Origin of the sequence: Chondromyces apiculatus DSM 436 (assembly GCF_000601485.1) — a bacterium.
Lineage (GTDB): Bacteria > Myxococcota_A > Polyangia > Polyangiales > Polyangiaceae > Chondromyces > Chondromyces apiculatus.
This window is the reverse complement of the sequence record NZ_ASRX01000055.1, coordinates 1-18,863: the sequence shown is the minus strand read 5'-3', so window position 1 is coordinate 18,863 and position 18,863 is coordinate 1. Positions and strand designations below refer to the sequence as shown.

General features: G+C 68.4%; 18 protein-coding genes and 1 tRNA gene. 9 read left to right on the top strand and 10 right to left on the bottom strand.

Going from position 1 to position 18,863, the window contains the following annotated elements; translation table 11 throughout:
- Nucleotides 1–150: 150 nt before the first annotated feature.
- Entirely contained in the window at nt 151–1,419 is a 1,269-nt protein-coding gene (locus CAP_RS29530; RefSeq protein ID WP_231511757.1) for an FHA domain-containing protein, read from the bottom strand.
- A 363-nt stretch (nt 1,420–1,782) separates the two neighbouring features.
- Between CAP_RS29530 and CAP_RS29525 the strand changes: the two genes are divergently transcribed.
- Both CAP_RS29525 and CAP_RS29520 read left to right on the top strand, forming a co-directional pair.
- Nucleotides 1,783–1,854, top strand: a tRNA-Gly gene (locus tag CAP_RS29525).
- A 176-nt stretch (nt 1,855–2,030) separates the two neighbouring features.
- On the top strand, nt 2,031–3,194 hold the full coding sequence (locus CAP_RS29520) for an AAA family ATPase (protein WP_044247014.1): 1,164 nt from the start codon (nt 2,031–2,033) through the stop codon (nt 3,192–3,194).
- A gap of 1 nt (nt 3,195) precedes the next feature.
- Here CAP_RS29520 and CAP_RS29515 read toward each other — a convergent pair whose 3' ends face one another.
- On the bottom strand, nt 3,196–3,549 hold the full coding sequence (locus CAP_RS29515; protein WP_044247013.1) for a cupin domain-containing protein: 354 nt from the start codon (nt 3,547–3,549) through the stop codon (nt 3,196–3,198).
- A gap of 89 nt (nt 3,550–3,638) precedes the next feature.
- Here CAP_RS29515 and CAP_RS52685 point away from each other — a divergent pair, with 89 nt between their 5' ends.
- On the top strand, nt 3,639–4,988 hold the full coding sequence (locus tag CAP_RS52685; protein WP_081865382.1) for a pseudouridine synthase: 1,350 nt from the start codon (nt 3,639–3,641) through the stop codon (nt 4,986–4,988).
- A 10-nt stretch (nt 4,989–4,998) separates the two neighbouring features.
- Here CAP_RS52685 and CAP_RS29505 read toward each other — a convergent pair whose 3' ends face one another.
- The 3 genes from CAP_RS29505 to CAP_RS29495 form a co-directional block, all read right to left on the bottom strand.
- Nucleotides 4,999–5,811, bottom strand: coding sequence for a hypothetical protein (locus CAP_RS29505; RefSeq protein ID WP_044247012.1), 813 nt, complete (start codon nt 5,809–5,811; stop codon nt 4,999–5,001).
- 70 nt (nt 5,812–5,881) lie between these two features.
- On the bottom strand, nt 5,882–6,163 hold the full coding sequence (locus CAP_RS29500; protein WP_156041245.1) for a hypothetical protein: 282 nt from the start codon (nt 6,161–6,163) through the stop codon (nt 5,882–5,884).
- Nucleotides 6,164–6,169: 6 nt separating this feature from the next.
- Complete coding sequence (locus CAP_RS29495) at nt 6,170–6,820, bottom strand: NADPH-dependent F420 reductase (protein ID WP_044247010.1); 651 nt, start codon at nt 6,818–6,820, stop codon at nt 6,170–6,172.
- A gap of 149 nt (nt 6,821–6,969) precedes the next feature.
- Here CAP_RS29495 and CAP_RS29490 point away from each other — a divergent pair, with 149 nt between their 5' ends.
- Complete coding sequence (locus tag CAP_RS29490; RefSeq protein ID WP_044247009.1) at nt 6,970–7,341, top strand: VOC family protein; 372 nt, start codon at nt 6,970–6,972, stop codon at nt 7,339–7,341.
- A 1-nt stretch (nt 7,342) separates the two neighbouring features.
- On the opposite strand, the gene CAP_RS29485 is transcribed toward CAP_RS29490, so the two are convergent.
- From CAP_RS29485 to CAP_RS29475, 3 genes are all read right to left on the bottom strand, one after another.
- A complete protein-coding gene (locus CAP_RS29485) occupies nt 7,343–7,888 on the bottom strand; it encodes a GNAT family N-acetyltransferase (protein WP_081865381.1) in 546 nt (181 codons plus the stop codon).
- Nucleotides 7,885–8,904 carry an iron-containing redox enzyme family protein gene (locus CAP_RS29480; RefSeq protein ID WP_156041244.1) on the bottom strand — a complete coding sequence of 340 codons (1,020 nt, stop codon included), beginning with the start codon at nt 8,902–8,904 and terminating at the stop codon, nt 7,885–7,887. The genes CAP_RS29485 and CAP_RS29480 overlap by 4 nt, the downstream gene beginning before the upstream one ends.
- Before the next feature lie 644 nt (nt 8,905–9,548).
- Entirely contained in the window at nt 9,549–10,748 is a 1,200-nt protein-coding gene (locus CAP_RS29475) for a hypothetical protein (protein ID WP_044247006.1), read from the bottom strand.
- 37 nt (nt 10,749–10,785) lie between these two features.
- Between CAP_RS29475 and CAP_RS29470 the strand changes: the two genes are divergently transcribed.
- Nucleotides 10,786–11,343 carry a GNAT family N-acetyltransferase gene (locus tag CAP_RS29470; RefSeq protein ID WP_231511756.1) on the top strand — a complete coding sequence of 186 codons (558 nt, stop codon included), beginning with the start codon at nt 10,786–10,788 and terminating at the stop codon, nt 11,341–11,343.
- Between the two features lie 36 nt (nt 11,344–11,379).
- On the opposite strand, the gene CAP_RS29465 is transcribed toward CAP_RS29470, so the two are convergent.
- Complete coding sequence (locus CAP_RS29465) at nt 11,380–12,291, bottom strand: LysR family transcriptional regulator (protein ID WP_044247005.1); 912 nt, start codon at nt 12,289–12,291, stop codon at nt 11,380–11,382.
- 77 nt (nt 12,292–12,368) lie between these two features.
- On the opposite strand from CAP_RS29465, the gene CAP_RS29460 reads away from it, so the two are divergent.
- The 4 genes from CAP_RS29460 (at nt 12,369) to CAP_RS29445 (ending at nt 17,658) form a co-directional block, all read left to right on the top strand.
- A complete protein-coding gene (locus tag CAP_RS29460) occupies nt 12,369–14,777 on the top strand; it encodes a S9 family peptidase (RefSeq protein WP_231511755.1) in 2,409 nt (802 codons plus the stop codon).
- A 213-nt stretch (nt 14,778–14,990) separates the two neighbouring features.
- On the top strand, nt 14,991–15,965 hold the full coding sequence (locus CAP_RS51095; protein WP_197041405.1) for a hypothetical protein: 975 nt from the start codon (nt 14,991–14,993) through the stop codon (nt 15,963–15,965).
- Nucleotides 15,953–16,147, top strand: coding sequence for a hypothetical protein (locus CAP_RS29450; protein WP_044247002.1), 195 nt, complete (start codon nt 15,953–15,955; stop codon nt 16,145–16,147). Before CAP_RS51095 ends, CAP_RS29450 begins: the two co-directional genes overlap by 13 nt.
- A gap of 104 nt (nt 16,148–16,251) precedes the next feature.
- Nucleotides 16,252–17,658 (top strand): putative sensor domain DACNV-containing protein, encoded by a 1,407-nt coding sequence (locus CAP_RS29445; protein WP_052376309.1) that lies wholly within the window; start codon nt 16,252–16,254, stop codon nt 17,656–17,658.
- Nucleotides 17,659–18,002: 344 nt separating this feature from the next.
- On the opposite strand, the gene CAP_RS51090 is transcribed toward CAP_RS29445, so the two are convergent.
- Nucleotides 18,003–18,743: a DUF6968 family protein gene (locus CAP_RS51090; protein WP_156041242.1), complete on the bottom strand. Its 741-nt coding sequence runs from the start codon at nt 18,741–18,743 to the stop codon at nt 18,003–18,005.
- Nucleotides 18,744–18,863 lie beyond the last annotated feature (120 nt).

The following is an 18,863-nucleotide window of genomic DNA, read 5'->3' as shown; positions in this document are numbered from 1 at the left end:
CGGGGCGAGGCGACAAGGGACACCAGGTGCTGGCCGGCGTCTTCGACAGCCAGCAGCCATGAAGAGGGTCGTGTGCGGGTTCCGCGGCCCGGGTCCGGGCCGCGCTCGTGGGAAAGGCTTCGGGGTGCCCTCTGGCGGACGCGAGCGGCTTCAGCGAACCTTGCGACGGGCGATGTCGAGTCCCAGACGGTCGGCTTCCCGGTAGATCGCCTGCCTCGACATGCCCAGCGCGCGTGCGGCGGAGGCCACCGAACCGTTGGCGCGAGCGAGCGCGTCCTCCAGCCGGGCCCGCGCGAGCGACGGATCCGTGGCAGGCGGCAGGTTCGGCTTGAGCCGAGGACCCCGGGAGAGCGAGTCCGCGATCGTCGCCAGCGAGAGCGGACCTTCGGGCGTGGCCTGCACGGCCGTGGTGAGCACGTTCTCGAGCTGCGGGACGCCCCCTGGCCAGCCTGCACGCACGAGCGCCTCCAGCAGGTCGGGCGTGAACCGATTCAGGCCGATTCCCATGCGCTCAGCGATGTCTCGCACGATAAGGAGAATGTCTTCGCGCCGGACCTCCAGGGAGGGCACCGTGAGACGCTTGCCGGAGAAGAGGGACGCGAACCAGGGGGCGATGTGCCCATCCCCCGCGGCGCGGTCCAGCGGCTGCTCGGTGGTGATGATCAGGGTGGCACCGCTCATCCGCCCCACGGCGTGGGCTACCTCGAGCTGCTGCGGCCTCGGCAACCGATCGGCGCTGTAGATGAGCCAGGTGACCGGTCGGACCCCTGTGGGTGCAGGGGTGCTCCCCATCTTGCCCGGGGCATTCGGGTCGAACACGGTGGCGGTGGGCTTCCCTTCGACGGCCCCATCGATCACGAAGATGTCGCCCAGGTGCTGCCGCAGCATCGCTGCCTGGTGGGCGAGCGTCCGCTTGCCCACACCCGGTGAGCCCTCAATGCAGATGTTCGACCCACGCCGCACCAGGTCGAGCGCGGGCTCGATCCAGTCGCGGCGCTGCTTGGAGCCGTGGACCAGAGGACCAAGCCGCGACGGGCTTCCCTCATGAAGGTTGAGTTCGCGTTCCACGAACACGGCGATCTGCTCACCGAGCCGCACCACGTCGCCGTGCATGACGTTGATGCGTCTGGCGCGGACGCCGTTCACCCAGGTGCCCTCCTGGGTCCCGAGATCCTCGATGTAGCAGCCGTCAGAGCGGACGTTGACTCGGGCGTGCTCCGGGGCGATACCGGTGAGCCCGATCTGGTTCTCTTTGTCGGCGCTCCCGACGACGGCGCCATCCGTCAGCCCGACCACCTGAGGGGGGCTGTCGACGCCCACCATCACCAGTCCCCAACCCCCGGCCGCGTCCCGGCGCTTGGCGTGGATTCCGGAGCGATATTCCTTCTGTTGAATGGCGGGGGCCGCTGCTTCCGCCATCTCCACCCTCAAAACGCTTTGCTCACTCATGAATCCCCCCAACCCCTCAAGACCTGCCAGTGGTCAACGTCCAGCTCTTGGCGGGACCACCCCGCCTCTGAACCCCGCCCACCCGTCAGGCTACGACATCAACCAGAAGCTCGGCTCCGGCCACCCGGACGACCTCCTCGCTGACGACTCTCAACACCATACTCGACCAGAGCGGCCGTGCAACCGCTGGGAAGATGAAGTTCGCAACGAAAGTGATCGAGTCCTTGACTTGGAGGAGGGCCGTTGGTAGCAATCCCCTCGTTCCGACGGGGACCCCAGCAAGGGGGGTCCGGAGGGATGCAGTACCAGATCAGGCCGGTCCCGACCTGATTTGCGGGAGTAACTCAGTGGTAGAGTGCAACCTTGCCAAGGTTGACGTCGCGGGTTCAAATCCCGTCTCCCGCTCCGGAAAGCAGTAACGATGAGCGCCGAACGATAGGCGCGAGAGAAGCCCGAGGCACAATCCCCTCGGGCTTTGTTGCGTGTGCTGCAGACGCGCTGACCTGAGGCCTCGTCGTGCTGCGCGCCGCGCCGCCAAACGCGCGTAAGCGCCTCGCCGCTTGTGCTAATCAGTCGCGCCGATGTCGGCACCCCTGTTCGAGCGTCTCCACCTGCTGGCCGGTAGCCTCGAGCAGCAGTTCCTGGGGAAGGACGAGATCATTCGCCTCCTCATGATCTCCGTCGCTGCCGGAGAGCATTGCCTCCTGCTCGGGCCACCCGGCACTGCCAAGAGCGCCCTCATCCGGTCTCTCGCCGAGCTGATGCAGGCGCGGTACTTCGAGTACCTGCTCACCCGCTTCACGGAGCCGAACGAGATCTTCGGCCCGGTGGACATCGGTGCTTTCCGGGACGGTGTCTACCGGCGGAACACCAAGGGGATGCTCCCCGAGGCCGAGGTGGTGTTCCTCGACGAGGTGTTCAAGTCGAACAGCGCCATCCTCAACGCGCTGCTGACCCTCCTCAACGAGCGCAAGTTCACGAGCGGGGGTCAGGTCCTCCGCTGCCCCCTCATCAGCGTGTTCGCTGCCTCCAACGAAGTGCCCGGTGACGAGACCCTCACCGCCATCTTCGACCGCTTTCTCATCCGGGTGCATTCCGACAACCTGGACGCCTACCACTTCAACGAGCTGCTCCAGCGCGGCATCCAGCACGAGATCCGGCAGCTTTCCGGGGAACCCCTCCGGCCCCTGGTGACGGCCCAGGAGTTCGCCGAGCTGAACCGCTCCTTCGGGACGCGCATGCGCTTCTCCGAGAGCTTTCTCTCCTCCTACAAGGGACTGGTCTTCCAGATCCGTGCAGAGGGCATCTCCCTGTCCGATCGGCGCGTCGTGAAGATGTTGAAGCTCTTCGCTGCGAGCGCTTACCTCGAAGGTCGAGAAGCCCCCGATCTGAGCGATTTTTTCGTCCTGAAGCACATCTGGAACAACCGCGATCAGGCAGCCATCCTCGAAGGCATCATCCAGCCGGTGCTTGAAGGGTTCTTCCGCGAGCACCCTGATCGCCGTCGGGTGGGTGTCCTGAGCGTGGGTGTGGAGGCGCTCGCTGCGGAGATCGACCGCATCCGTCAGATCCTGACCGGTGGCGCTGCCCTCGGCGACGTGCAGCTCTTCAGCCAGCTCAAGACGCTCGGCGAGATCAAGGTGGCGCTGTCGAGCCTTGGTGACCCCCGCGCCCGGGAGCTCGAACGGCGCGTCGGCGAGCTGCTTCAGGCCTCCTTCCAGAGCGGCCGGTTCGCCCAGATCTGAATCAGGGAGCGCTGGTTCCCTCGCGCCCGTACACGTCTTCGAGGCGAACCACGTCATCCAGCTCCGGGGTGGAGACCTCGACCACCGCGACGTCCGTCACCGCGGCCATCCGGTGGATGGTCCCCGGGGTCACATGAAAGACGTCGCCTGCGGTCATCCTGCGTCGCTCCACGGCGTTTGCGGGACCGATCTCCAGGTCCATCTCGCCGCTCTGAAGGAGCAGCGTCTCATCCTTGACCCGGTGGTACTGGCGCGAAAGGCACTGCCCGGCGCGGATGTGGAGGACCTTGCCGACATAGCGGTCCGTCTGGGCCCAGATCAGCTCATGACCCCAGGGTTTATCGACGCGGCGCATCTATCTTGCTTATCACAGCTTTGCTAGGCAGTGAGCTGCGAGAGACGCTGGTGTCGCCACCGTTCTGCGGTGAGCGACCCGAGGAGCCCATGGAAGAGCGACTGCAGAAGATCATAGCCCGCGCAGGCATCGCCTCGCGCCGCGCCGCTGAGGCGCTCATCCTTGAGGGGCGCGTGCGCATCAATGGACGGGTGATCACCGAGCTCGGGCAGAAGGCCGACCCTGGGCGTGACCGCGTCGAGCTGGACGGGAAGCGGCTCGCACCCGAGCAGCCGGCGTACATCGTCCTGCACAAGCCGCGCGACGTGGTCTCGACGGTCCGGGACCCCGAAGGGAGGCCCACGGTTGCCGGGCTGGTGAAGGACATCGGGGTGCGTCTGTACCCGGTCGGGCGCCTTGATTACGCCACGAGCGGTGTGCTGCTCATGACCAACGATGGCGAGTTCGCCAACGCCCTCCTGCATCCACGGGGCGGCGTCCCGAAGACCTACGTCGCCAAGATCCGCGGCGTCATGAGCGAGGAAGATCTCCTGCCCTGGCGCAAGGGCGTCCAGCTCGAGGACGGACTCACCCTCCCCGCCGAGGCCCGCATCCTCCGTCACGAGCCGGACAGGACCTGGATCGAGCTGACCATTCGCGAGGGCCGGAACCAGCAGATCCGCCGCATGGGAGACGCCACTGGCTGGCCTGTGTTGCGCCTCGCGCGTCTCGCCTTCTCCGAGATCACCAGCGAAGGCCTCCGACCTGGGCAGTGGCGCCACCTCTCGCCTGACGAGCTCCTTGAGATGCGCAAGCAGTTCGGCGTGCCAAAGCGCATTCGCGGCGCCATGATGACGCCCGGCGTACAGGGCAAGACGACCACCGCGAGAGACATCGCCGGCGGGCGAAAGCGCCACGAGCATGAGCACAGCGCCCCTGCCGCTGGCAGAGGTCCCCGCGCCTCCACCTCGCGACGCCCGGCAGAGTCCTCCCCCATGGAAGGAAGCCACACGGCTGGCCGTCGTCACGCCGGCGCTCCCGCATGGGAAGGAGACCGCCGCAGCGCTGGCCATCGTCCCGCGAGCGCCCCTGCCGTGGAAGGAGACCGCCGCGGCCCTGGCCGTCGTCCCGCGAGCGCCCCTGCCGTGGAAGGAGACCGCCGCGGCCCTGGCCGTCGTCCCGCGAGTGCCCCTGCCGTGGAAGGAGACCGCCGCGGCCCTGGCCGTCGTCCCGCGAGTGCCCCTGCTGTGGAAGGAGACCGCCGCGGTGCTGGGCGCCGTCCCGCGAGTACCCCTACCGCGCCAAGGAGCCGGGACGCTGCGGAGGAGCGACCGCCCCGGCAGCCATCCTCCGTGCGTCGCCCCTCTCCTTCATCTCCCGCGGGCGCTCGCGTGACCCAGGGACGCTCGGACGAGCGCGCGCCCGCCGGCTCACGTCGCGCACCACGTCGGTCGCGCTGAACCCTGCACCTCAGCGCGGTTCGCGCGCCGGGGGCGGAGGCTTGCTCTCGCCGGTCGCGGGGGCCTTCGTCGGGGAGGGACCGGGTGTCGCGCTCTCCTCCCCCGCGGCGGCGCTGTCCTCGCCTTCTCCTTCTCCCGCAGCACGCTTGGCCTCCGCTTCCTTGGTGGCCATCGCCTTCTGCTCTGCCTCCTCGGCGCGCCGCTTCAGATCCGTGTCGTGGTTCCACCGATCCACGCGTTCGTCCCCGTCGATGTCGACGCCCATGCGCTCGAGCTTCCCGTCGCGGTAGATCTCCCAGACATCGGGCTTGCCGTCGCGGTTCGTGTCCCGCTTGATCCGCGCCAGCCGACCCTCGCTGTAGTACTTCCACTGGTCCGGGATGCCGTCGTGGTTGGTATCGGTGCGGACCTCGGCCAGGCGCCCCTTGGCAAAGGTCAGCCAGGTATCGATGCGACCGTCGTAGTTCGCATCGGCCTCCTCGTGCAGGCTCTCCCCGGCATCGTTGTACCGACGCACCACGTCCTTCACGCCGTCGAAGTTGGTGTCGATCTCCCTGCACACCAGGACCTTGTGCCGGTCCTCTCCGGTCCCGATGAACTGGAACACCCGGCGGATGTTGGGGTCTTCCGAGCCCTGTCCCGCGGCCTCGATCACCTCGCTGTTGTTGTCTTTGACCTGCGACAGGCACATCGAGCGGTCGTTCCCGCCAGCGCGGCGCTTTCGGGGTGCCTTGGCGTCCGGCATGCTGGTGTCGACGGGTGGGGTCGATCCGCTGCAGCCGAGCATCGCCAGGGAAAGCAGCACCAGGAGCGCGGATCTCATCGATCAGGAACGTTAGGCACTCCCCCCGCGCCTGTCACGTCCGACGGCGGCGGCCGCGTACCGCCGCGACTCAGCGGCTCTGCGGGCAGCAGAAGAGGTGGTCGGGGACCAGCAGCGCGCACCCATCTTTCCAGGGATCATCGGGCGCGTAGTGCGTGCGATCCTCCGCAGGATAGAAGTAAGCCTTGGGGCGGGCAGGCTCTCTGCACTCCTTGTCGCGTGTCGGCGCCTCTTCACGCCCGACCACCCGGTCCCCCTTGCTGCAGCCAGCCGTGTGCACGCCTGCCAGAACGCCTGCCAGCACGAGCACCTTCATGCCTCCGACCAGCATCCTCCCAGGATCACGACGCATCCGGCGTCATCCCTGCTCGGCGTAGCGCTTGGCCTTCCCGAGCGCCTCCCGCATCTCCCTGGCATCGCCCCGAACATTGTACGCCGGCAGATCTCGCTGAAAGCGCCACCCCTCGCTGAGCGGCCCCGCATCCACCACGTCGAACCCGAACACGTCGATCAGGTCGGTGACGACCCTCTTCGCCTCCGCGTCGTCTCCCGCGATGACGAGGGCCCGACGGCCGGGAGTTCCGGAGGGCTGCCCCTCCTTGGCCAGGTGCTCGAAGTAGATGTGGTTGAAGGCCTTCACCACCCTGGCTCCCGGCAGGTGTGCCGCGAGCAGCTCGCTCGTCGTGGTCTGCTCCTTGTCGAGTTCCTCGATCCGGCCGTCTCTCCCCGGGTAGTAGTTGTTGGTGTCGATCACGATCTTCCCGGCCAGCGGCGCGACCGGCACCTGCTTGTAGTTCTTGAGCGGAACGGTCACCACCACGATGTCCCCGGCCTCCGCCGCCTCCTGCGCCGTACCCGCCCTGGCCTTCGGCCCGAGCTTGGCCACCAGATCTGCGAGCGTCTCCGGCCCGCGTGAGTTGCTGATCACCACGTCGTGTCCCGCGTCCACCGCGAGCTTCGCGAGCGTGCCACCGATCATCCCAGCGCCGATGAGTCCAACCGTCGTCATGGCTGCATCCTACCCGTAGAGCTGCTTCCGCTCCCCCCCGAAGACCCAGCTCCGCCCCGCCCGCGCTCCGCTCGCCCTCCGCTCGCCCTCCGCCCGCGCTCCACCCGCGCTCCACCCGCGCTCCGCCCCGCCCGTGCTACGCAACGCCCGTGGACATCGCCCCGACCCCCAGCGCCTTCGTGAAGCTCCTCACCTCGGACGCCGACCGCTCGGCCCGCTTCTACGAGGCCCTCGGCTTCGAGCGCATCCACGCCGAGCCCCCGTTCGTCCACCTGCGCTGGGGCGGCAGCGCCGACGTCTACCTCGTCACCCCTCCTCCGGGCATGCAACTCCCCGCGCCGAAGGGCGTGGGCGTACTCCTCGGCTTCCGGGCGGGGCAGGGGGGCGTCGACGCGGTGACCGCGAAGGCCCGCGCGCTCGGCGTCACCGTGGGCGACCCCATCGTGCAGCCCTGGCACACCCGCGAGATCGTCGTCACCGATCCCGACGGCTACCGCCTCAACTTCATCGAGCCGGCGTAGCTCACGCCCCCGAGGGAGGCACCAGCCGGTAGAACAGGTAGCGGCCCTCGGGATCGGCGGGGGACCGGATCATCGGATACCGCGGGTGCCCCTCGTACGAGGCGATGAGCTTGGCCATGTGCTCGTGCGCCACTTCCACCCGCCCCAGGGTGAGGTGAAGCAGCCCGGCCTCGTGCGCCCAGGCGTGCAGCCGCTCGACGATGTGACGGCCATGGCCGCGCCGCTGTGCCTCGTATTTCAAGCACACGACAGGCTCGATGGTCTCCGCATCGAAGTCGAAGTTGTAGCGGATGAACCCCCCGAGGCCCATGAACTCCCCGGCCTGACGCTCGTAGATGCTCCAGAGCCCGTAGCCGAACCGTTGCTCGTGATCGATGGCGCGCTGCAGCCGGCGCTCGATGTTGGCGCGCTCCTGCACCCCACCGTAGTGCCGCATGGTTGCCGCGTCGGTCTGGAGCGCGACGAGGTGCGGCAGGTCCACCGGGGAAGGGGGTCGGAAATCGAGAATCTCCGACGATGGGCGCGGCAGCCCCGCTGCACCCGTCATCGCACGAGCCGCGACGTGATCGTGCGGTCAATCTCTTGGTTGATCTCGATGTCCATGATCTGGCTCGCGCGCGCGGTCAGTTCGAAGAGGCGCACCCCGAGCGTCAGCTCCTCCTGGCTCAGCGCCGGCAGCGCTGCGGCGAAGGCGAAGACCTCGTCCTTGTGGTTGTGATCGCGGTTGATCTTGAAGTGCGCCTTGTAGCCGTACGCCGCTCCCGGGATCGACGTCTTCTCCAGCAGATCGGCCAGCGGATCGCTGTCCGGGTAGGACGACCCCTCGAACATCCCGATGCAGCTCACGAAGGCGAGGGGAGAGTGGCGCGCCGCGAGCTCGAAGAGCTTCATCATCGCGGCGGTCGAGGGGAGCACCGGGATCGTGGCGGGGTCCTTGCGCCCGAGGTGCGAGAGCGACCGCTCCATCAGCTTGTCGTGGCCGATCTCCTCGTCCATGAAGTGCTTGATGGACTCCGCGAGCCGCGGGTGCGCCTCGTGCGCGATCCTGAGGATGGGCAGGATGCTGCTGGTGATGTGGTGCGTCTGGCGGATCACCAGGGCGGCCAGCTCGAAGAGCGTCCCTTCGTCGAACACGCGGAGCTTGTCGAACTTCTGCTCGACCGCCGCGCGGTAGGGATCCGTCAACACCTCCAGCTCCAGCCGTTTGCCAATGAGGTAGGACACCACGCTCAGGGGATCGAAGACATGCTCGTCGACCTGCGAGAGCGCTTCGATGCGCCCGAGGTCCCACATCCACGTCTGCATCGGGTAGGGGGCACCCACCCGCGCCAGGATCGCGCCAGGCGTCGTGCAGCCCGGCGGCTCCTCCATCCGCGCCTGCGACGCTTCCCGCCCCAGGCCCTTCCGTGGCGCGAAGTAGCTCGCGGGGTAATCACTGAGCTGCTGGAGGAAGTTCTGCGCCTCCCGGGCGAAGTAATCGCCCTTCTGGATCTGCGCGATACCGGCGAGGACCGTGTCCCTGTCAGGCCCCGAGAGTTCTGCCTCGATGGAGAGCCAGGGCAAGGAGTAATTCAATGCGTCCCCTGAGCAGGAGAGAGAGAAACCGTCGAATGGGACACGCTGATTCAACACGAGGCCTCCGCTGAGTCCATTGCTTCGCTCGGGCGATAACGGTGCCGACCACCCATGGCGGGAGAGCACGGAAGGGCTCACCCTCTTATCTACGTATCAAAACCGCGCGCATCAAAGTCGCGCGTATCAAAACCGCCGGCCACCACGGGTTTCGCCGTGATGGGCCGGCGCAGTAACCCTCGTTCAGGGGTACTTGACGGTGCTGACGGTGACGGTGGTGACCTTCTTGATGATCATGTCGTCTGCTCCTTGGTAATGGGTTGCAGTCAATTCCAGAATGCTCTGGAAGAGACGCAAGGATGTACGTGGTCTCGAACAATGTCAAAGACAAATCGGACACCACGCGACCCCACCAAGATGGCAATGGCGATCGATCGAATGATCGATCACTCGATGCCAATGACGGATGGCGTGAACCGCGGATCCATGTCGTGTGCTGGGCGTGGAGATGCCCATCGCCTGGCGATAGCGTGACGCCTTGAGGCCCATCCGCGACTCCGCGACCGCGGCAGTCCCGACACGTATTCTTGCGCGGGATCGCGGCAGGACGCCTGCGATCAGCACCCGGCGTGGGCTCAGGCGCTCTTCAGCACCGACCCCTCGGGCGTCCGCCCATCGTTCGCGGGCGCCACCGAGGTCCACACCGCGTCCGGCACGCAGCCCGTCGGGATCAGCGCCCGTGGCAGCACCGCCGCCACCTGGATCTGCCCGGGCACCTTGCCGCGGGGCAGCGAGAACTCCCGCTGCGCGACGAAGGTATCGAGCACCACCCCTGCCAGCTCCTCGGCCGGCAGCGCTTCCGAGAAGCGCACGCGCTGCGCGTCGACGGTGGCGAGGAGCTGCTCGGCCCCCGGCGCGTCGAGCAGGAGCTGGAGCAGGTGCTGCGCGGGCGGCTGCCGCTCGTTCTCGCGGAGGAACGCCGTGCCCACCCGCGTCACGTCCAGCACCACGAGCGCCGTGTCCGCAGGCGGCTCGTCGGCGATGAAGAAGCGGTGCGTGTCCTCGGGAGCCATGTTGCCGAGGATCAAGCTGTAGGCGATGTCCTTCGCCGCCCCCGGGTTGATCGTGCGCGGCGTCCTCAGCGCCCGCTCCAGGAGGACCAGATCCGAGCCGGCGGACCCCCCGAGCTTGAGCGCCACGGCGATGCTCCGGCGCGACCTCGGGTTCAGCCACCGGAGGCGCAGCGCGCGCAGCCCCGCCGCCGTCGCGTTCTCGAGCGCCGCCACCCGCACCTCGAACTGGCTCTCGAACGGCTGCCCCGTGAGCCAGTCGACCGCCTCCTGCGCCCGCGCCGCGTCCGTCGGCCACCCGGCCGCGAAGTGGTGCTCCACGGCGGCTTCCAGGTAGTCCGCCAGCGTCTCCCCCACCTTCAACGCTTCCCCCTCGCCGCCTGCCCTCGTCGCCATCACGCACGCGCTGTCCACGGGCGCCCCCGCGTCGCGCACGAAGAACGCCCTGCACCCATCGACGTGCGCGTCGAGCTCCATGAGCGTCTTCCCCGGAGGAAGCCTGTACGCGGAGCCGTCTTCACCCCACTGCGCGCACGTCGGCGCGATCCCGCCCGAGTGCACGCCATCCGGCGACGCCCAGCGCAGCGCCCACCGGTTCAGACACCGCAGGAGGTGGCGCGAGTGCCCTGGAAGCTCGGCGTCCGTGGCCAGATCGGGAGGCATCGCCTGGTGCACCTCCACCCCCTGCCGGTGCCGGATCTCCTGCGTCCTCATCGAGAACCGTTCGAGCAGCCGAGTCTCCCGTTCGCTGAGCTGGTCGGTCATGGATGTCCTCTCTGTGGCTTCGTATCACGGAGTGGGCATGTCATCGTGTCACGACGTCATGACGCCCACCGCTCCGCTCCCCACGCCAGTCCCTGATCTCGCCCCTGATCTCGCCCCTGGCCTCGTCCTGCGCGCTGCCGTCGCCGAGGACGTGCCGCTCATCCTCGCGTTCATCCGCGAGCTCGCCGCATACGAGAAGCTCCTCCACGAGTGCGTCGCCGACGAGGCAAGCCTCCGGGAGACCCTCTTCGGCCCCCACCCTGCCGCCGAGGTCCTCCTCGCCGTGCTCGACGGCACACCGGTCGGATTCGCGCTCTACTTCACCACCTACTCGACCTTCCTCGCCAGGCCAGGCCTCTACCTGGAGGATATCTTCGTCCGCCCTGCCGCCCGCAAGCGCGGCGTGGGCTCCGCCCTGATGATCGCCCTCGCCCGCACCGCCGTCGCGCGCGGCTATGGGCGCTTCGAGTGGTCCGTGCTCGACTGGAACGAGCCCGCCCTGCGCTTCTACCGGGCCCTCGGCGCCGTCGCGATGGACGGCTGGACCGTCCACCGGGTCACCGGCGACGCCCTCGCCGCCCTCGCCGCGCGCTGAAGGTCCGGCCAGCTCGGACCGGTCTGGTCTGGCGCGCTAACCCGCACCCGGCGTGACCGGCTCCGTGCCTGCCACCGTCGCATGGGCGATGGCCCGGAAATGCGCGGCGATGGGCGAAGGCTCCTCCACCCTGTAGGCCATCGCCAGCGTGGCCCAGCCCCTGGCGCCGCGCACCTGCCGGAACACCACGCTCCTCGGCCGCAGGATCCTGGCAGACCTGGGCGCGAGGGTGATCCCCATGCCGGCCGCGACGAGGCTGATCACGGACGACCAGGAAGACGCCTCCTGCACGATGCGGGGCGAGAAGCCCGCGCGCGTGCACATCCCCACGATCGTGTCGTGCATTCCGGGCCCCGTGTGCCTGGGGAACAGCACGAACGGCTCTGGCGAAAGCGACGACAGTGGCAGGGCCTTCTCGTGGGCCCTCGGGTGCAGCGTCGAGAGCGCCACCACGAACCGCTCGCGCAGCAGCTCCTCCACCGCGACGCCTTCCTGCTGGAACGGCGCGCGCACCACCGCCACGTCCAGCTCACCCGTGGCGAGCGCCGCGCCGAGCCCGGGCATCTCGTACTCGTCCAGGTGGAGGCTCACCTCCGGGAACCGCGCCCGGAAGCTACGGACCACGGGCGCGAGGATCCCGAACGCGGACGACGCCGCGAAGCCCACCCGGAGCCTGCCGATCTCCCCGCGCGAAGCCCGCCGCGCGGAGGCTATGAGGTCCGTGCGCCGCGCGAGCAGCCCCCGGGCATCGTCGAGGAGCTGCGCGCCCGCGGCGGTCAGCGCCACGCGCCGGCTGGTCCGGGAGAGCAGCTTCACCCCCAGCTCCTCTTCGAGCCTGAGGATCTGCTGGCTGAACGGCGGTTGCGCCATCCCCACCCGGGCTGCGGCCCGGCCGAAATGAAGCTCCTCCGCGACCGCGACGAAGAGCTGAAGCTGACGGAACTCCACATCGAGACGGTAGCCGTCTCGATCTCCCCTGGAAATTGTATTGGTAGCGCTCGTGCCCGGCCTCCATGGTGCCCCGCATGAAGCGGGCACGCTGCTCTCTGCGCGACGTCGTGGCCATGGCGCTGGTCGCGGCGGCGGGCTGCACCCCAGCCGTGGGTGTCGCGCCGACGCCTTTCACGCCGCCGCGCAGCACCTCGGGGGCCATCGCGCCGCCCCCGACAGCGCCGGAGGACACCCTCCAGGCGCGCCTCGACCTCGCCGAGCGGTACGCCAGGTTCCCCGAGCACATCCGCGACGCCCTGAGCCCACCGCAATGGCTCCGCGAGGGCGAGCGGTTCGTCTCCTGGTACGTATCCGCATCCGCATCCGCATCTGCGTCCGCATCTGCGTCCGCATCCGCAACCGCATCTGCGTCCGCAACCGCATCCGCGTCCGAATCCGCATCTGCGTCCGCGGTGGGCCCCCTGCGGGGGACCTGGGTCCTCGTCGACGCCCGCACGGGGAGCGTGGCCCCGTTGCTATCGCCGGACGCCCTCCGCGCCCAGCTCTCGCGGCTCACCGGCAAGGAGGTGACGCTCCCGGACCACCTCCGGTTCGCCATTGCGCCGGATCAACAAGGAATCGTGTTCCGAGTCGAGGGACGCGCCTTCGCCCTGGGCCTCTCGGATCACCGCGTGGTGCCCCTCGCGCCCGACGATCTCACCGCGCTGGCCTTCTCCGACGACCACGCTGTCTCGCCGGACCGCCAGACCGTCGCCGTGCAGCGCGAGGGCGGCTTCGCCGTGCGCGACGGCCGCGGACACGCGCGCATCGAGCGGAGCGGCGCGAAGAACCACTCCTGGCAGGTTCCCCCCAGGGCGTGGTCTCCAGAGGGACGCTTCCTCGCCGTCTGGCGCAACGACGCGCGTGGCGTCCACGAGATCCCCCTCGTCGATTACAGCACCGCCATCGAGCGCGTCACCATGGCCCCCTACACCAAGACCGGCACCCCCCTGGTGCGCGCCGAGCTTCACCTCGTCGAGCCCTCGACGGGAAGGGTGACGCAGGTGCCCTCGGAAGCCCCCTCGGCCACCTCCCCCGGGGCTCAGGAGACGTATGCCTGGCTGGCTGGATGGCGCCCTGACGCAAGCGAAGCGCTCGTCCTCCGCCTCTCCCGGGACGGCAAGCGGCTCGACCTCGTCGCCGTCGCTCCCCTGACCGGCAAAGCACGCCTCGTACTGCGCGAGGAGCGCCCGGAGACCTTCGTGGGCGCCCTCGACTTCGCCTCGGAAGGCTGGGCGCAGCAGCTCGTGCCCCTCCCGGACAACCGCCGCTTCCTCTGGATGTCGGAGCGCGACGGATGGCGCCACGTCTACCTCTACGACTACGCGGGCAAACTCGAACGCCAGGTCACCACCGGCGCCTTCCCCGTCCACCAGGTGGTCGGCGTCGCCCCGGAGGGTGACGCGCTCTTCCTCCTCGCCTCCGCCGATCAAGCCGCGCCTTACGACCGGCTCCTCTACCGCGTGCCCCTCGCCGGAGGACCCTTGCAGCGGCTCACGCCCGACCCTGGCATCCACCGGATCTCCCTCTCTCCCTCTGGCAAGTACTACCTCGACGGGCATTCCACGCGCACCGCGCCGCGCGCCTGGGACGTGGCCTCCACCGACGGGCGCACCTCCTTCCGCTACGCAAAGGCCGACGCGAGCGCCCTCGCCGCGCTTCCCTACACGCCCCCGGAGGCCCTCACCGTCCTCGCGGCCGACGGCGTGACGCCGCTCCACGGCGTGCTCTACAAGCCCCGCGACTTCGACCCCCGCAAGCGCTACGCGGTCATCGACTGCATCTACGCCGGCCCCTTCATCACCGTCGTCCCCTGGCATTTCGCGGGCACTGCCACCTCGCACATCGCCCTCGGCCTGGCCCAGATGGGCTTCGTCGTCATGGTGCTCGATGCCCGCGGCACCCCCGGCCGCGGCAAGGCCTTCCAGGACGTCAATTACGGCCGCGTCGGCCAGACGGAGATCCCCGATCACGTCGCCGCCCTGCGCCAGGCCGCCGCCTCGCGCCCTTACCTGGACCTCGATCGGGTGGGCCTCCACGGCCACTCCTGGGGCGGCTACTTCGCGCTGCGCGGCATGCTCACCGCGCCGGACTTCTTCAAGGCGGGCTACGCCGGAGCGCCGGGCGCGCTGGAGGAGGAGGCCATCATCAACGAGCCGAACCTCGGCCTCCCTGCCGACAACCCTGCCGGGTACGCGGCGGGCTCCAACGTCGCGCTCGCGGGCAACCTGCGCGGCGCCCTCAAGCTGATGCACGGCGCGCAGGACGTGAACGCCTCGCTGTCCACCACGATGCGCATGGCCGACGCGCTCATTCGCGCCGGCAAGCGCTTCGACCTGCTGATCATGCCTGGAGAGGGCCACAACCCCCCTGGCGCGGCCGGCCGGTATTACGCCGACGACGTGCGCCGCTTCTTCGTCGAGAAGCTGGGCGGCCCGCGCTGACAGGGGATCTCCCGATCTTCCCATTCCGGCAAACCTCGGGTCATACCCGCAAGTCGGCACAGCGATAGTGACCATACCCACGTGGCTCTCGCCGCGGCGCCTCGGTTCATCGTCGCAATGCCCGCGGTTCTGCCGCGTACGGAACGAGAGAAGGAGTGATAGCCCTTCATTCCTCCACGGGCCCGTGCGCGGTTTCGTGCAACGATGCGGCTCATGCGTTTTATTCCCCAACTCCCGGTCCTTTTAAGTGGATGCGGCGCCATCTCCGGTCTGGATGACTTCACCTTGGTGAGCGGCGACGGCGGCGGGGGCGCGGGCGGCAGAGAGGGTGTCGAACCCTGTCCCCAGGAGCTTGCGACATGCTCACACGCGTGTGTGAACCTCGGCATCGACCCCGAGAACTGCGGAGAATGCGGCATCGTTTGCGCCGCCGGCGAGACCTGCGCGTCAGGCTCGTGCACCTGTCATGAGGACAGGGCCTACTGCGGAGGACGCTGTACCGACACGAGCACCGACGCTTCGAACTGCGGCATGTGTGGACGAGATTGCCTGGGACAGGCCTGTGAAGTGTCGTTCTGCGCGCCCCTCATCCTCTCGTCCGACCTCGTCGGTCCTTATGGACTCTCGCTGTACGAAGCCACGGTCTATGTGGTCGATCAGGACGCCGGGACGGTCTTGCAGGTCCCGACCGAGGGTGGCACTCCCATCGTGCTGGCGACGGGGCAGCAAGAGCCCAGCAGCATCGTGGCCGACGACGCGAGCCTCTACTGGACCAATCTGCAAGGAGCGGGCAGGGATGCCAGTTTATACCTGAACGATGCGAGCGTGAATGCGTACGCCAGCTCGGATCCCGCCCTGAAACAACGACTGTATCCCGTTTATTACAACGCCATGAGCCAGGGCCTCTGGAACGTGCCCACGAGCGCCTACCTCACCATGAACAATGGTCAAATCAATCACTGCACGGCTCTGCCGGACGGCACTTCAAACCTGGGTCTATGCGTTGCAGGGTGCTTCCCCCCTGACGCTCACGTCACCTTCAGCTCTGGTGACATCACCATCAAGGAAGCGCATGACAGCGGGCGCAGTGACCTCGTCACGCTCGGGCCAGAGGCCACGCTCGATGCGCCGGACTACATCACCAACCAGGTCGCATCGAGGAGATCCTCGCGTGCATGTCCGAGGTGATCCTCGCCGAGCTGGCTACGGACGTCGCAAAGGATCGCCGTGGGTCGGTGCTGGGTGCCAAGGTGGAGCTCTACCAACACCTGCTCATCAGCCACCCCGAGGGGGCCGAGCGGGTCCGAAGGAGCGCTCAGGGCACGCAGGTGGAGCGGCTCCTCATGCATGCCGAGAGCATGCTGGACTGACCCGGCCGCAGCAGGCCGCTTCTTCGTCGAGAAGCTGGGCGGCCCGCGCTGAAGGCCGATCTCGCCCTCTCCGCGCCGCCCGCTGCTACCCTGCGCCGCAGTTCATGGCCACGCCGCCCACGCCGCCCACGCCGCCCACGCTGCCTCCGCCGCCCGCGCCGCCCACGCCGCCCCAGTCGCCTCCGCCGCCCGCGCCCTCCCACGCCTACCCCGCGGATCTCGCCCGCTTCCTCGTGGAGCGCCTCCACCCGGGCCCTGGCGACGGCGCCCAGGCGACGCCGGCCTGCCCACCGCCCGACCTCGCCACCCTCGAAGCGCTCCTCTCGACCGCCTACCAGGCCACCCTGCTCCGCGAGGAAGAGCGCCCCGTCACCTTCCGCCTGGTCTTCTGCGCCCCCGAAGCCTTCCCCTCCGACGCCGGCCCGCCCTCCGGCCTGCAGCGCCTGGAGCTGGTCTCCCACCGCCCGTACACCCCCCACGCCTTGCGCCGCATCGCCCCGGCCGCGCCCTACGCCCGCGCGCTGATCGGCGTACACCTCGATGAAGGCGGCGCGCTGAAGATCTGGGGCATCCTCCAGTCGGGCCCCCTCTGGCTGCGCAGCGCGGTGGGCGGACGCGGCGCGGCCCCGGAGCTTCCCTCCGGAGCGCTCGTCGTGCGCGGCTTCGGCCCGGGACTCCTCGCCGTGGACCGCGACGTCGAGGTCCTCGGCGAGCTGCGCGGCGGCTCCCTCGCCGCCTGCGGGGGCATGGACATCTTCACGTCGCGCTGGTTCCCCGCCGCCTTCAGCGAGACCCGCGGCGAGCTCATCGCGCTCCACGCCGAGGCGGAGCGCTGCGCGCCCATCCCCTGGACCCCCCTCGGCCCCGAGATCTTCCGGCAGATCTCGCAGCAGATGGTGAAGCGCATCATCGCCACCATGCAGGTCGCCCGCCACGGCGGCACGGTGCTTCTCCTCCCCCCCGAGCTGACCCGCGCCGTCCTGGAGGAGGCGCTGTACGTCAAGCTCAAGTACCGCTTCCGCGACGCCGAGCCACGCCGCCGCTTCCGCAGCCTGATCCTCTCCCTCATGAGCACCCTGGCGCAGAGCACACCTCCCGAGGTCGGCCAGATCGACTGGGACACCTACGAGCGCTCCCGCAACCCCGAGGTGGCCGCGCTCGACGAGGCGATCTTCGAGATGGCCCACCTCACCGCCGGCCTCGCCGACGTCGACGGCGCGGTGGTCATGACCAAGCGCTTCGAGCTGCTCGGCTTCGGCGGCGAGATCGGCGGAGGCGCCGCGACCCTCACCACCGTCCGCCGGGCCCTCGACCTCGAAGGCGCGCATTACGAGCTGGAGCCCGTGGACTGGGTGGGCACCCGTCACCGCTCGGCTTACCGCCTCTGCCACGAGATTCACGGCGCCGTCGCCATCGTCGCCTCCCACGACGGCGGCATCCGCATCGTGGCCTGGAAAGACGGCGCGGTCACCTACTGGGACCACGTCCCCCGCAGCGCGCGGGAGCGGTAGGACTTCTCCTTCTCCAGATACTCTCTCCAGCCTCCAGATACTCTCTCCAGCCCACCCCCCTGCGGCCGCCGCATGAACCGGCGCACCAGGGCTCGCGTGTCTCCTCCCTGCGGAGACGTCGGCGTCAGGAAATTACTATCGGCTTCAGGTTCCCCAGCAACCATGAGGCTCCAACTCCAGCAACCGTCATCATCATGCTGTATCTCCGCAGCCCGGCCCTGCGTATCGGCCGTTCGGCGTGCGCCGTGAGCGTGGTGGTCTGGCCGAAGGGACCCGTGATCGCCTTGGCGTTGTCGGTGGGGGCACATGCGGTTGACTCGCCCACAGCATCTTGTATCTGCGCTTCAAGGCAATCTATTGAGCTTGCTGACAATCATACGCTCCAGCTTTGTCCCAGGCTCCACCACAGCGGCTGCTCTCAGGAACCAGGTTCGTGCGGCACGGCCCTCCCCACGCCGCAGCAGGGCTCCACCCAGCGCGGCCAGGTTGGGCGCTGACGGCTGGCAACTCGCGATAGCGCGCAGAAGTCGCAACTCCTCAGCATCGTCGTGCGCCTCTCTGGCGGAGGCTAGCTCGCCATCAAGACACACGAGCATCTGTGGAACCAGCCCCTGTGCAGAGGCACGTCGGCGCAGCGTGCGCAGCATCCGCTGTGCGGCCACAGGATCTTTGCTGATCATCAATGTCGCCTTGCGAATCTCGCGCGCTAGCGACCTATCGGTACGCAGTGCCGACCTGATTTTTTGTGGGCGTCTGCTGGCGATGGTCTCTTTGCACAGCTCCAGGTTGTCAAATTTCTCGCCGTCTGGGTACGAGATCATTCCCTTCGCCAGAGCGGCTTCCATCACGCCTGCGACCGCCTGAATGCAGAGATGCAGGCACTGCATAGCGTCTTCACCCACGCTCTCACTTTCTACAGGCCGCTGCCAGAGGCCGTTGATGCGGTAGCGACAATGCCATGGCATACCGGTCTGATTGCATATCGGCGCATAGATCTCGATGAGTAGCTCCCTGACAGTCCCGTCCTCAGTGCGAATCTGCAAGTTCCGCACTGCGATTGGGTTGGTATCTGCACGGGTTGTCATGGTTCAGATGGTGCTGATTGAATCATGGTGGCTACTTGCACTCCGATAAGCCGGTTGCGAGCTGACACTGTCATTAGCCCCATGTCACGAGACTCGACTTGGGCGCCCAATCCAGGCGTC